Here is a 13,185-nt window from a genome sequence, read left to right as displayed (position 1 = left end):
GTGTATGGACTCGGCTCTCGTCGCCGCCGTGCGGCGCTTCAACCGGACGGTCACCCAACGGGTGGGCGCGCTCGACGACGAGTACATGGCCCAGGGGCGCCCTCTCGGGCAGGCTCGGCTGCTCTGGGAGATCGGCCCCGCCGGTGCCGAGGTCGCCGCGCTACGGGCCCGGCTCGGCCTGGACTCCGGATATCTCAGTCGACTCCTGCGCACCCTCGAGAACGACGGCCTCGTCACCGTCGGACCGGTCGACCAGACCGGCGCCGACGGCCGGGTCCGCGTCGCCACGCTCACCGAGGCCGGCCGGACCCAGTGGGCCGACCTCGACCAGCGGTCGGACGATCTCGCCGCCTCGATCCTCGAACCACTCACCGAACACCGTCGCGAACGACTCGTCACCGCCATGGCCGAGGTCGAACGGCTGCTCATGGGCTCGATGGTCGTCATCGAGCCGTGCCCGCCGAGCGACCCGCGAGCCCGTGCGTGCCTGCGGGCCTACGCCCGCGACATCGCACGACGATTCGACGACGGGTTCGACCCCGCACTGAGCAAACCGCTCCCCGACGAAGCGCTCGTCCCGCCCAACGGGGTGCTCCTGCTCGCCACCCTCAACAGCGAACCGATCGGCTGCGGCGCGGTCAAACTCCACCCCGACGCGCCCGCCGAGGTCAAACGGGTGTGGGTGTCCGACACCGTACGCGGGCTCGGCGTCGGGCGACGACTGCTGGGCGAGCTGGAACGGTACGCCGCCGAGCGCGGCGCGACAGCGGTCCGGCTGGACACCAACCGCAACCTCACCGAGGCGATCGCCCTGTACCGGGCGACCGGTTACCGGGAGATCGAGGCGTACAACACCGAGCCGTACGCCCACCACTGGTTCGAGAAGCAGCTGGGGCACTGACGGCCGCAACCGTCCGGTGATCGGGCGTCGCGTTCGCGGCGGCTACAGCCGCTCGAAGCTCTCCATGCCGGCGAGTTTCAGCACCTCGGTCCGGGTCGCCGGGCATTCCTTGCGGGTCTGGTCGTCGATGTCACGGCCGTTGGGTACAGGGCCCTGCTTCTCGTACCAGGAATAGAGGTTCACTGTGAGGTTCGCCATCGCGCCCGTCTCGGACCCGATTCCCTTGAGCGTCGGCACCTGGCCGTCCAGGTAGGCGCACACGTCCTTCGCCGACACCGGAGAGCCGTCGGCCGGAGCGGATCCGGCCGCGCTGGTCGGTCCTGTCGTGTCTTGCACCGCAGTGGGCTCGGGCGCGTCGGCCTCGGTGCACGCCGTCAGGGCGAGCACGAGGCAGATTGCTGGTGCGAGCGGTCGGTACGTACTCATTGGATTTTGTCCTCACGGGGTTCGCGGTGGGTAGGGGTTCCGGCGGCGTTCGCGGCGACGAGCCAGAGGCCGGTGGGCAGCCGGTAGCCGACGCCGGGCTCACGGAACCGGCCGAGCAGCCGGGCGACCCCCGCCCGGGCCGAGGCCTGACCAGCCGGCGGAGCCGCCCGGTAGGCGGCACCGGCCGGGCCGACCTCGATGAGCCATTCGGCCACCGCGTCGGCGTCGTCAGGAGTTTCCAGGGCGACATCGCACGGTGTGATCGTGACGGCGGTGAAGCCGGCGGCGGTGAGGATCCGGGTGGGCCGCGCCGGGTCGGCGAACGCGAACGGACCGGGCTCGTCACCGACCGGGAGTGGTGGTAACGGCCCGAGATGCGGTGCGGCGCCGAGCATCGCCGCGGACAGCCACGGGTTGACGCCACTGTCGCGGAAGACGGTCGCGGCGAGGCGCCCTCCCGGGCGCAGTGATCGCCGGATCGTGCGGCAGCCGGCAACCGGGTCCGCCAACAACATCAGGGTCATTCGTGAGAACGCCGCGTCGAACGGGGCACCAGGCACGACATCGAGAGTGTCGATGTCGGCCACATGAAATTGGATGGCCGGGTACCCGTCGGTGGGAAATCGGCGTCGAGCGGCGGTCACCATCGCCTCGTCGATGTCGACACCGATCGCCGCGCCGGTCTCGCCGACTGCGACGGCGATCTCGGCCGTGGTGCCGCCGCAGCCGCAGCCCACATCGAGGATTCGCTCGGCGGGTCGTGCGGCCAGTCGATCCATGGCAGCCGCGCCCAACGGCCGACCGGTCTCGTCCTGCCGAACGGCGTGGCGAATCCAGCCAGCTGCCGCGCCCGCCCAGAAAGCGGCGCCGCGAGCCCGCAGGCTGGCGGTGTCGGCCATCAGAACGGCATCTCGGCGCCGTCGACGCTCATCGAGCGGAAGTGAGCCGCCTTCGTCGGGTCGAAGCCGTCCTCCTGCGCCGCCAAGCCAGCAGCCCGGACCAGCCGTTCGGACTGGAACCGGCGGAATGCCGCCTCGTCCTGCCAGATGTTGATGATCCGCCAGCCGTCCTCCGTCGGCCCGGCGACATGCGCGAGAAGGCCCGGCGGTCGGTCCGGTCCGAGGTGTCGTTCCACCTGCCGGTACTCCGCCTCGCTGACGCCGGGCATCTCCTGCAACACACCGAACGGCATGGCCGCCACCTCTCGATAGAGTGAGACTCTATCCAATAGAGCACTACACTCGAGAGGTGGTTGTCAAGAGGCGTTATGACTCTTCCCGCCGACAGGAGCAGGCCCGACAGACCCGGCGAGCGATCCTCGAAGCGGCTGGCCGGCTGTTCGTCGACCCGGGCTACGCGGCCACACCGCTGACCGCTGTCGCCGTGGAAGCCGGCGTCGCGGTCCAGACCCTGTACGCGGTGTTCGGCAGCAAGCGGCAACTGCTCTCCCAGCTGGTCGACGTCACCCTGGCCGGCGACGACGAACCGGTGGCCCTGCCGGACCGGCCCTTCGTCGCCGAGATCCGCGCCCTCGCCGACCCCCAGGCCAAGCTCGCCCGCTACGCACGTCACCTTGCCGAGGTCAACGCCCGGCAGGCCCAGGTGATGCTCGCGCTGGCCGGCGCTGCCACGGCCGATCCGGACGCCGCCGAGATCTGGCGCAAGAACGTCGACGACCGCCGCCGCGGCATGGCCATGTTCGCCGCCGAACTAGTCGGCACGGGAGGCGTATGCCCCGACCTGGGCGTCGACCAGGTGGCCGACATCCTCTGGTTGGCCCAGGACGTCCGCAACTTCGACTGGCTCGTCCGGCAACGCGGATGGACGATCGAGCAGTACCAGCGGTGGTATGTGGACACGGTCAGCGGCGCAATCATCGCCGGCGCCGAATGACGGAGAGCGCCGGTCATGGCGTGCTGCCGAAGCTGTGGCCACTTGGCCCGCCGACGCGGCGGGCTATTCGACGGGGTGAAGACCCCGCGCGATGCTGGCGAAGGAGCGGATGAGTTCCGTCTCGCTGCCGGTACGCCAGATCAGCCCCCACCGGCCCGGAGGAGCGTCGTGGATGGGCACGTAGGCGATGTCCGGCCTCGCGTAGTAGCGCGCAGCCTGGGCGTGTACCGGCGAGACGGCTTCGCCCGTGACGAGGATCGGGATCATCTCCTGGAAGTTGGAGACCGACGGGCCGATCGGGATCAACCGCCCGCTGGGTGTGCGTACGGGCACCAGGGTCTCCCGCCAGTAGTCCGGCCGGGCCCCGCCCATGACCGTCTCGTCCGCCAGGTCCTCGTAGGAGACCGATGTGCGGCCCGCCAACCGGTGCGTTGCCCCTACGGCCAGCACGATGGGCTCGGTGTAGATCACCGGGCCGACGGTGAGGTCCGGTTCCCTCACGGGCAGCCACACGATCTGCACGTCGATGTCGCCGGCGCGCAGCCGACCGAAGGGATCGCCGAAGTCGACATGCCGGAGCTGCACCTCACACTCAGGGTGGTCCTTCGCGAACCCGTCGAACAACTCGCGGAAGTCATGGAGGTTGACGGCGATGGACCCGACCCGCAGCACCCCGGTCTTGCCGCGTGCGGCGAGCCTGGCCCGGTCCATGCCCTCGTGCAGACCTCGGTACATGGGCTCGATGTCGCGGAGTTCCATGTGCCGTTCCCGATCCACGCATTAGCGAAGGGTTATGGCACGTTACCAGTTGTGATCTTGTAGCCCGGTGTCTTGCCGGGCAGGCTGATGGACGTCGTCGCCGAACAGCGACCGGCAGCCTGAACGAGGAGATCGTCGTGCGCAAGCTCGTGTATTACATCGCCGCCACCCTGGACGGCTTCATCGCCGGCCCCGACGGCGCCGACCCGACCGGCCCCGGCGGGTTCTGGCCCATTCCGGACGACTACCTGCGCCACCTCGTCGCGGAGTACCCGGAGACCCTCCCCGGTCCGGCCCGGCAGGCGTTCGGCATCACCGATCAGGGCAGCCGGTTCGACACCGTGGTGGAAGGGCGCAACTCCTACGAGGTGGGCCTGAAGGCCGGTGTGACCGACGCGTACCCGCACCTGCGCCACCTGGTGTTCTCCCGGACGCTGGGCAGCAGCCCGGACCCGGCCGTCGAGGTCATCGGCCAAGATCCGATCGCCACGGTACGAGAGTTGAAGCGCCACGACGGCAAGGACGTCTGGGTGATCGGCGGCGGCGCGCTGGCCGGTGCCCTCTACTCCGAGATCGACCAGCTGATCATCAAGCTTGCCCCGCTGACCATTGGCGCCGGCATCCCGCTCTTCGGCCGTGACGCCGTCTTCGCACCACGCACCTGGCGCCTGACCGACCACACAGTTCTGGACAGTGGCGCACTCTTCCTCACCTACGCCCGTGCACAGACCGGAACCGAGACCGCGTGAGGGCACCGCACCCATGACCAACGCCCTCGCCCGGGCCATCAACATGACCTGGACGTGAGCGGCGGCCACGCGTCCCGGCACCCGTTCCTGCTCCCCGCGGCGAGGTAAAGGTGCGCGACGACTCGGGGCTTGGCTCTACGCTCCCCACCATGTTCGCACCAGTGAAGATCATCTCGGGTAGTCTGGAGATCCGTGAGTTCGGCCCGCAGGACGCCGGCCAGCTGGCGGCGTTCGGGAGGGCACCCTGCGAATGGCCGACTGGGATGGCGAGAAGGCACATGACATGGCCGTCTTCTCGATGATCGCGGCAGATGTGGAAGCGGTCCGAGTCGCTGGTTGACCCGACGCTCGCCGGAGCCGTCGTGGGGACGGTCCGTTGTCGGGCCGCTGGTGCCGATCGCGCACCAGCGGCCCGTCGGCTCACCCCTTCACCGCGCCGGCGGTTAGCCCTTCGGTCAGGAAGCGCTGCCCCAGGGCGTACATGATCACCACGGGGATGCTGACCAGCAGCGACGCCGCGGCGAGTTGTCCCTGCGGCACGACGTCTCCGGCGATCATGGATTGCATCCCCACCGGGAGCGTCTTGTACTCGTCCTTCGTGATGAACACGAAGGCGAAGAGGAACTCGTTCCAGGCGTTGGTCAGGGTGAAGAGCGCGACCGCCAGCAGCCCTGGCTTGGCCAGCGGCAGCACCACCCGGCCGAATGCCTGGATGCGGCTGCAACCGTCGACCAGGGCGGCCTCCTCCAACTCGATGGGGATCGACGAGAAGTACCCCACCAGCAGCCAGGTGGCGAACGGCAGTGTGAAGGTCGGGTACGTCACCACCAGGGACCACAACGAGTCGGTGAGCCGGGCGCCGATGAGCATCTGGTACAGCGGGATGAACAGCAGCGCGCCCGGCATCACGTAGGTGAGCAGCACCGTGACGGTGAAGCCCTGCGCCCCGCGGAACCGCAGCCGGGCCAGCGCGTAGCCCGCCAGGGCGGCGCAGACCAGTGCCACAGCGGTCGACGCCGCGGACACCAGCAGGGTGTTGAGATACCAGCGGCCGAACGGTTGGTTGTCGAACAGGGCGCCGAACTGCTCAAGCGTCCACGGCGTCGGCCACAGGTCGTCGGTACGCATGACGACCTGACCCTCGGACTTGAAGGCCGTGACGAAGATCCAGTACAGCGGGCCCAGCACGAAGAAGAGCAAGCCAGCCAGCGCAGCCCAGGAACCCACACCCGAGACCACTGTCGACGAACGGCGACCACCTCGGGACTGGAGGGTCGAGACCACCCGGCCGACCCCCGCCGCGATCAGCAGGATCACACCGAGGACCACCGCCGCCTTCCAGAAGATCTGCGGTGATGCCCAGAGCAGCAGACCGGTGACCAGTGCGGTGACGACCCACGGCAGCGCCCGCCGCGCCGTCCCGGCCCAGCGCTGTGCGCCGATCCTCAGCGCTGTGCGACGTCGCCGGGGCAGTTTGATGTTGGTGTCCTGGCGCAACAACCGGACCAGGACGAACACCAGCCCGCCGATGATCGGCAGCATGACGAGCGTTACCGCCGCGCCCGCGCCGTACTGCAGCTGCAGGATGGCCTTCGAGTAGGCGATGAGCACGTACGGCGCCGTCACGTCGCCAGGGCCGCCCTGCGTCAGCAACCAGACGAGGTCGAAGTTGTTGAACGTCCAGATCGACGACAGGGTCACCGTCACGGTGATCACGTGGCGCAGTCCGGGCAGCGTCACGCTTCTGAACCGCTGCCACGCCGAGGCGCCGTCGATGGTCGCCGCCTCGTAGAGGTCCGCCGGGATGGCCTTCAACCCGGCGAGGAAACACACTGTGAAGAACGGCACCCCCTTCCAGACGTTGACGAGGATCACCGACGGCATGGCCAGCGACGGGTCGGACAGCCAGCCCGCGGGCCAGCTGTCGACAAGATGCGCGCTGGCCAGCAGCGGCCCGATCCCGGTGGCGGTGAGCAGCGTGTTGACGCTGCCGAAGATCGGGTCGAGCAGCGCGCGCCAGCTGAACGCCGTCACCACCGTCGGCACCACCCACGGCACCAGGAGCAGCCCGGCCAGCACGGCCCGCCCACGTCGGCGATGGTGCAGCAGCAGGGCGGCGGCCAACCCCAGCACGACCTTGAAAATCTCGGCGTACGCGGTGAATACGAACGAGTTCACCACGCCGGTGTGGAACTGGTCGTCGCCGACGAGCGCGAGGTAGTTGTCCAGGCCGACGAAGACGGTGTCCTGCCCGTGCCGTTCCGTGGTGCTGGTGATGATCGACCGGGCGATCGGCACGAGGACGAGCCCGCCGACCAGCACCGCCATCGGTGCCAGGAACAGGGCCGCGAGTCGCCAGTCGCGGCCCAGCCGCCGCTGGACTGCGGTGAGGGAGCCGGGCCCCGACGGCGAGGATTTTCTCGCCGCCGGGACCCGGGCAGGACGGACAGACCTCACTGCGGCAGCCCCTGCTGGTTGAAGATCTGCACCATCTTCGCGTGGGCGGCCGACACGGCCTGCACCGGCGCGGTGCCCTGCACGACCTGCTGCATCATGTCGGTGAGGACGTAGGCCGACCCCACCGCCTGCTGGCCCGCGCTGGCCTTCTGCGGGAAGGTCAGGCCGTTCTTCGTGTTCAGCGGCAGCTTCAATTCAGTGATTCTGCGCAGCATGGGGAACGCCGGGTCGCCACTGGTGAAGAACGGGTCGGCGTCCCAGACCTTTTCCCAGGCGGGCATCACCAGGCCGGGTGCCTCCTTCGCCACACCGAGCAGCGCGGGCGCGCTGACCAGGTACTGCGCCAGGAGCTTGGCGAGCGCCGGGTTCTTGGCACCCTTGAAGACGACGAAGCCCTGCGACTGGCCGAGCAGCAGCGGATTGTCGGTCGCCGGCCCGATGCAGTCGGAGAACACGTGGGTGTTCGCGTGCACCGGGTTCTTCTTGGTCCTGGAGTCCGCGTACACGCTGAACTGGTTGCGGGTGTAGCCGAGGATCCCGGCGAGCCAGTTCTCGTTGTTGCTGGTGTCGGTCCAGCTCGCGATCCCCGGTGGCAACATCGGCTTGTACTTCGGGTTGGTGTAGATGTCGCCGAGGAAGGTCACCGCCTGCACGGTCTCCGGGGAGTTGAAGGTGACCTTCCGGCCGTCGTTGGCGGCGATCGACCCGCCGTAGGCATTGATCAGCGCCTCGATCATGCCGTTGCCGTCACCGGACCGGTTCACCGTCATGCCCCAGCCGAACCGGCGCTTGGCCGGGTCGGAGATCTCCAGGCACAGGTCCCGCAGCTCCTCCCAGCTGTAGATGTCCTTGGGGGTGATGCCCTTGTCCTGCATCCAGTCCTTGCGCAGGAACGACCCGATCCCGATGAAGTGGTACGGGATGGCGAACCACTTGCCGTCGAAGACGCAGAAGTTCTTGGCCTCGGCGCAGGGCTCGCCGTACTTGGCGGTCAGCGCCGTGACGACGTCCGTCACGTCCTCCAGGTCGCCCAGCGCCTGGAACTGGGCGACGAACCGCGAGTCGGTCATGAACGCCAGGTCACGGGCTACCCCGCCCTTGACCTCGGCGTCGATCTTGGCCACCACGTCACCGGCGTCGGCCTGGACCAGACTGTTTTCGATCTTCGTGCCGGTGGTGTCGGCGAACTTCTTGATCGAGCTGTCGAGGGCTTCGTTCGCCGCCGTCGAGTACAGCTTCTGCGACAGCATGCCCATTGAGGAGCCCTTCATCGCCGCCGCGGCGTCGATCAGCTCCTGCGGAACCTCCGGCTGCACCCTGCTGGGCGGATCGGAGTCGCCACCGCACGCGGCCAGACCGGCCGCGCCGAGCACCCCAACCCCCATCCCCAGAAAGCCGCGCCGTGACCACCCCGACTTGTCCTCCATGGACGTTCGCCTCCTTCATCTCCCCGCGCACGGCTGCACGCCGAAGGCACAGCTGGCGGACACCGCGACGGTTGTGTTCCAGTTGGTTTCTGCCGGCGACCACCGAGGGTCGCCCGTCGAGATCAGTGCGTCGGTGGGTCGCCACGGTGGTGAGCGGGCCCGCCCGTCACCGTGGGACAGCCACTGCCGCGCGCTTCGTCGGAGCCACCCGAGACATGTCGGGTGCCGCTCGTCGGATGGCGCGACGGGGTCGAGGCGATCGGCGACCGGGCCGAGGCAGTAGCGCTGACGTTCCAGTTCGGTCGGGTCACGGGACCACCGCCGTTCGAGATTTCGAACTAGGTTCGATATACCGGATCGAGTGGTCGCGACGCTAGAACAGTGCGAAGAGCGATGTCAATGTTTCGATGTTGTTTCGAACCGAAAGCGGGAGGCGCCCTATCGAGGCTGCGCCCGGTAGCCCATGCGAGCCGACAACGCGGCCGCCCCCTCGCGGACCAACCCGGTCCACTCCACCTGCACCTGAGGCGTCCAACGGATGATCGGCGCGGACAGGCTCATCCCAGCGATGATGGCGCCGGTGTGGTCCCGGATCCCCGCGGCGACGCACCGCATCGCAGTGTCCGACTCACCGATGTCGACAGCGACGCCCTCCACCCGGACCCGGTCAAGATGTTCACGAAGAAGATCCGGATCGGTGATGCTGTCCGGCGTCATACCCGGCAGGGGGTCCTTCAGCAGGACGGCATCCAGGTCCGCCTCATCGAGGGCCGACAGCAGCACCTTGCCCACGGCCGTGCAGTGCGCGGGCAGCCGCAGCCCGACCCCGGAAACCATCCGAACCGGGTGGGTGCTGTCAAACTTGACGAGGTAGATCACATCGGCGCCGTCGAGCACCGCCACATGAACCGCCTCATCGCACGCGGCGGCCACGTCCCGTGCGACGCCCTGCGCCTCGCGTACCAGATCAAGCCGACCCGCGAACGCCGCGCCCAACTGGAACAGCGGCATGCCGAGCCGATACTGCACGGGCTGACCCGGTATGGAGATCAGGTACGCACGAGCCTCAAGCGTCACGAGCAACTCGTGGACGGTCGTGCGGGGCAGATCGAGGCGCTCCATCACCTGGCGGGCCGACAGTTGGGGGCAGTCCAGAAACAGTTCCAGGACGTCGAGTGCGCGGATGACCGCCGGTACCACACGGGGCATGTTCGATAGTCCCTTCGCAGTGCCGGACCCGTGTCAACGATCTCCACACGAGCCAGCACCTGAAGAGGATATCTACGTCAGCCCGCGGCGCCAGGTGCCAACCTCGTCGTTGATCCGCTGCAACGCGCCCGGATTTGCGGGCGTTCAGGACCCGGTCGTCTGGAATCTGTGGAGCGCGGCCTCGGCCACCCGGGTGAGGTGTTCGGCGCCGCCGGGCTTGTTGCCCTCCGCCTGAACGACCACCAAGGTGGTGCCGGTCCGGACGAGGATGACGTCCCACTCCAGCGTGTCAGGACCCGACGTCGTGGCGTTGGTGACGTGAAGGCTGTCATCGCCCAACTGCGGCCCGGCCGCGACCGCGACCGCGAAGCGATGACTGCCGCCCTGGTCGGGCAGCACGAGGGTCGGGCAACTGCCGATGAACATCCGCAGGTCCGCCATCGCTCGCCGTGCGCCGTCGTCGGTGTAGGTCCTGAGGACTTCCGTTCCCACCCACAGGTCGTCGGGACCCGCGTCGAAGCTGAGGGTGGCTGCGGCTATCGCTGACGGAGTCCCGGTCAGCCGCCTCGCCGACAGCAGCGGGATCATGCTGCGCGAACACGACGCGTCGACGTCTGGACGTCGATCGCCGGCATCGAGTGCCATGGTGGTCGCGATGTCCACGGTGAAGCCGGGCGGTAGCGACTCCGGGGTCACCAGGCGTGCGGACAGCGCGGCGGAGTACCCGGGCCCGCCGGTCGCCGGAACCGCCGGGGAGGGCGACTTCGTGGCTGTCGCCTGCTTCCTTGCCTGCGCGGATGGATCCGCTCCGGGAGCCGCCGGAGAACCGCAGGCGGCCGCCACGGAGACGGTCGCCACCGCGACGAACCCACGCAGCAGAATCCTGTGCACCGGGCAGCCTCCGCCTCTCGCCGAAAGGCGTCAGGCTACCAGCGCGCGACGTCTGCCATCAGGCAGCGAATGTGACCCACCGGGGGCGTCGCCGATCAAGCTGACGTTACACAGAGCCGGTGTCAGTTGTGCCTGTCCCCTACGCTGCGCCAGGCAGTTGGTGCGAGCAGTCCATTAGGGAGCGCGGAGCCGCATGGTCGACGAGATCAAGTACGAGTACAAGACCGTACGGCCAGTTCGCGGCACCGACGGCTGGGTCATCTCGAAGATGCAGAAGGATGGCTGGGAGCTCGTGCAACAGACCCCAGGCACGCTTCGCTCCACCGTCAACTTCCGTCGGCCGAAGAAGCCGCAGCCGTGGCTCCTGATCGGCGCGGCTGCCGCCGTCCTCGTGATCCTGGCCATCGTCATCGGCACTGCCTCGGCACTCAGTGGCGGAGACGAAAAGGAGGACGGGCCAGAAAAATCGACGGCTGCGGTGGGCGAGAAACCGTCTGCTACGCCGGCTCCGACCGCTGTCGAGTCGGCTGCCACTGAGGTGATCACGCCGCAGAACAATCCGGAGTTCGCCGCGCTGCTGAAGGCAGACGATTGCGACGACGCGAATCTTGCCTTCGCGACCAGGTACGAGGGCAAGACGGTCGCGTTCAACGGCTCGATCGTGAACGTGGCGCCCCACGGCGACTACGACACCCGCTACGACTTCCTCCTGGGCCCCGGCGACATGGGACCGAACACGACGGTCGGCCCAGCCTTCAAGTACGAGGACGTCAACATCCTCGACCTGAAGCTGACCGGCGAGAAGATCCCCGCCGCTGTCGGCGTAGGTGACAAGTTCCGCTTCGTCGCCGAGGTAGGTAAGTTCAACCCCGCCCAGTGCCTCTTCTTCCTCGACCCGGTCTCGACGGAAGCCCGGTAGCCAAGATGGGCAGCGCGCTGGAGCGGTGCAACCCGGGGCCCTAGCCGTTGGCCGGCACCAGACCGGTCCGTCGGTCCTCCTCGCTAGGGTGCTGCCGTGGATCACGATGGTCGTACCCTGCCGACTCCGCTGTCCGAAGCTCACGAAGTCGGCTTCGACTACAGGGACGGCGTCGGCGTCGATTTCGAGCCGTACCCGCACTTCCTCGACTCGGGCGAGATTGCCGAGTGGTGGAGAGCGTGGACCGGAAACGCCGAGCTGGACGGTTCCGAGTTCCGGGTCTTCGGGCAGGACGGCACCGGCGGCCTCGCCGCGTTCTGGCTGGTGCGTCACGGTGAGCCGATCGAGCAGCAGCCGGTGGTGTTTCTCGGTTCGGAGGGCGAAACGGGGGTCGTGGCGCAAACCCTGTGGGACTACCTGTGGCTCGTCGCCGACGGTTTCGGTCCGTGGGAAGCTACGGTCTATCCCGATCACGAACACGAGCCTCGTACGGATGCCCGCCTCACGGAGATCGCCCAACGCTGGGCACCGTCGCGTCGCAGGTCGGCGGATGACGTCATTACCGCAGCGCGGGAAGAGTTCCCCGGCTTTGATGAGCTGATCGGCTCACTGTGCCGGTAGTTGCGAGGGGTGCTCGACAAGAGTGGGACCGACGAGAGCCCACCGCCCAACTCTTTGATGATCTGGGCCTTCCTCACGCGCGTGCGGGAGGACAGCGAGCGGCGGCAACCTCCACCGCTGCCGACTCTTCAGGCGTGGGCTGACGCACAGAGCGCGGGCAGGCGCTCCACCGCATCCGATGCTATGCCGACCACCAGTTTCCCGGAACGGCCGACCGAACGCCGGGGTAGGCGCGACGCTGGAACCGAACGGCAGTCGATTGGCTGACACGTGCGGAGGTGGCAACGCATGCCCGACGATCCCCGATACCAGCAGGCCCTCGACACCGCGGAGCGCCTCCTCGGCCAACCGTTGACCCTGCCGCTGGCCGACGGGGAACCCGCGGTCGGTCAGGACTTCCGGCGGTTGGCGACCGAGCACACCTTCGGCGACTCGTGGCCGCGACCGGGCCTGGACCTGCGGAGCCGCTGCCTGATCTCGGTGGCCGTCGCGGCGGCGCTGGGCACCCACGAGCCGCTGCGGGGGCAGTTGCGCATCGCGCTGACGTCCGGCGTGACCAAGGAGGAGATCGTCGAGCTCTTCATCCACCTTGAGGCGTACGCCGGGGCGGCCCGGGCGTTCGACAGCTACCAGGTGGCCGCGGCGGTCTTCGGCGAGCACCGCTGACGACGCTGCCACCATCCCGTCTGCCGCAGAGGAACTGGCCGCCCATCTCATCACGCCTGAGTTGTGTCCTGGCCGTGCCCGATGATCTTCGGTCGGAGTTGTCGCAGCTCAGAGGCGCTGAATGGTGGGCCGCCAGGGACTCGAACCCTGAACCTATGGATTAAAAGTCCACAGCTCTGCCATTGAGCTAGCGGCCCGCGCGCTCAGGTTACCCGACCGTCTGCGGCCCGGCTGATGTCCGCCCCCGGTCCGGCGGAGCGATGCCGG

General features: G+C 68.4%; 14 protein-coding genes and 1 tRNA gene. 6 read left to right on the top strand and 9 right to left on the bottom strand.

All coding sequences use genetic code 11. The features are described 5' to 3' along the window. Positions 1–4: 4 nt before the first annotated feature. Entirely contained in the window at positions 5–901 is an 897-nt protein-coding gene (locus ACFYPG_RS10200) for a GNAT family N-acetyltransferase (RefSeq protein WP_387351432.1), read from the top strand. Positions 902–943: 42 nt separating this feature from the next. On the opposite strand, the gene ACFYPG_RS10195 is transcribed toward ACFYPG_RS10200, so the two are convergent. From ACFYPG_RS10195 to ACFYPG_RS10185, 3 genes are read right to left on the bottom strand one after another with little or no spacing between them, the layout of a single operon-like run. After that, a complete protein-coding gene (locus ACFYPG_RS10195; protein WP_387351431.1) occupies positions 944–1,327 on the bottom strand; it encodes a hypothetical protein in 384 nt (127 codons plus the stop codon). Then, positions 1,324–2,226, bottom strand: a complete 903-nt coding sequence (locus tag ACFYPG_RS10190) for a methyltransferase domain-containing protein (RefSeq protein WP_355004757.1) — start codon at positions 2,224–2,226, stop codon at positions 1,324–1,326. The genes ACFYPG_RS10195 and ACFYPG_RS10190 overlap by 4 nt, the downstream gene beginning before the upstream one ends. Continuing rightward, a complete protein-coding gene (locus ACFYPG_RS10185; protein ID WP_112624669.1) occupies positions 2,226–2,519 on the bottom strand; it encodes a hypothetical protein in 294 nt (97 codons plus the stop codon). The genes ACFYPG_RS10190 and ACFYPG_RS10185 overlap by 1 nt, the downstream gene beginning before the upstream one ends. Before the next feature lie 56 nt (positions 2,520–2,575). On the opposite strand from ACFYPG_RS10185, the gene ACFYPG_RS10180 reads away from it, so the two are divergent. Beyond that, a complete protein-coding gene (locus ACFYPG_RS10180) occupies positions 2,576–3,220 on the top strand; it encodes a TetR/AcrR family transcriptional regulator (protein ID WP_387351429.1) in 645 nt (214 codons plus the stop codon). 63 nt (positions 3,221–3,283) lie between these two features. Here the strand turns inward: ACFYPG_RS10180 and ACFYPG_RS10175 are convergent, their stop codons facing one another. Next, complete coding sequence (locus ACFYPG_RS10175) at positions 3,284–3,979, bottom strand: LysR family substrate-binding domain-containing protein (RefSeq protein WP_387351427.1); 696 nt, start codon at positions 3,977–3,979, stop codon at positions 3,284–3,286. 137 nt (positions 3,980–4,116) lie between these two features. Here ACFYPG_RS10175 and ACFYPG_RS10170 point away from each other — a divergent pair, with 137 nt between their 5' ends. Further along, a complete protein-coding gene (locus ACFYPG_RS10170; RefSeq protein WP_355004761.1) occupies positions 4,117–4,728 on the top strand; it encodes a dihydrofolate reductase family protein in 612 nt (203 codons plus the stop codon). Between the two features lie 420 nt (positions 4,729–5,148). Here the strand turns inward: ACFYPG_RS10170 and ACFYPG_RS10165 are convergent, their stop codons facing one another. The 4 genes from ACFYPG_RS10165 to ACFYPG_RS10150 all read right to left on the bottom strand — a co-directional run bounded on the left by ACFYPG_RS10165 (position 5,149) and on the right by ACFYPG_RS10150 (position 10,484). After that, on the bottom strand, positions 5,149–7,185 hold the full coding sequence (locus ACFYPG_RS10165; RefSeq protein ID WP_355004762.1) for an ABC transporter permease subunit: 2,037 nt from the start codon (positions 7,183–7,185) through the stop codon (positions 5,149–5,151). Next, a complete protein-coding gene (locus ACFYPG_RS10160) occupies positions 7,182–8,612 on the bottom strand; it encodes an extracellular solute-binding protein (protein ID WP_387351425.1) in 1,431 nt (476 codons plus the stop codon). Before ACFYPG_RS10160 ends, ACFYPG_RS10165 begins: the two co-directional genes overlap by 4 nt. Positions 8,613–9,050: 438 nt before the next feature. Then, complete coding sequence (locus tag ACFYPG_RS10155) at positions 9,051–9,821, bottom strand: IclR family transcriptional regulator (protein ID WP_355004764.1); 771 nt, start codon at positions 9,819–9,821, stop codon at positions 9,051–9,053. A gap of 144 nt (positions 9,822–9,965) precedes the next feature. After that, positions 9,966–10,484, bottom strand: a complete 519-nt coding sequence (locus ACFYPG_RS10150; protein ID WP_387351424.1) for a hypothetical protein — start codon at positions 10,482–10,484, stop codon at positions 9,966–9,968. A 421-nt stretch (positions 10,485–10,905) separates the two neighbouring features. On the opposite strand from ACFYPG_RS10150, the gene ACFYPG_RS10145 reads away from it, so the two are divergent. The 3 genes from ACFYPG_RS10145 (at position 10,906) to ACFYPG_RS10135 (ending at position 12,918) form a co-directional block, all read left to right on the top strand. Next, on the top strand, positions 10,906–11,631 hold the full coding sequence (locus ACFYPG_RS10145; RefSeq protein ID WP_387351423.1) for a DUF4839 domain-containing protein: 726 nt from the start codon (positions 10,906–10,908) through the stop codon (positions 11,629–11,631). 96 nt (positions 11,632–11,727) lie between these two features. Next, the gene (locus tag ACFYPG_RS10140) at positions 11,728–12,252 is read left to right on the top strand and encodes an SMI1/KNR4 family protein (protein WP_387351422.1); all 525 of its coding nucleotides are present in this window, start codon (positions 11,728–11,730) and stop codon (positions 12,250–12,252) included. Positions 12,253–12,540: 288 nt separating this feature from the next. After that, positions 12,541–12,918, top strand: a complete 378-nt coding sequence (locus ACFYPG_RS10135) for a carboxymuconolactone decarboxylase family protein (protein WP_088986731.1) — start codon at positions 12,541–12,543, stop codon at positions 12,916–12,918. A gap of 122 nt (positions 12,919–13,040) precedes the next feature. On the opposite strand, the gene ACFYPG_RS10130 is transcribed toward ACFYPG_RS10135, so the two are convergent. Beyond that, positions 13,041–13,115, bottom strand: a tRNA-Lys gene (locus tag ACFYPG_RS10130). Between the last annotated feature and the right edge of the window lie 70 nt (positions 13,116–13,185).

The sequence above is a fragment of the Micromonospora sp. NPDC005553 genome (assembly GCF_042871765.1).
In the GTDB taxonomy this organism is placed as follows: domain Bacteria; phylum Actinomycetota; class Actinomycetes; order Mycobacteriales; family Micromonosporaceae; genus Micromonospora.
The sequence above is the reverse complement of the archived record's forward strand: the minus strand, read 5'-3'. Positions and strand labels throughout refer to the sequence as shown.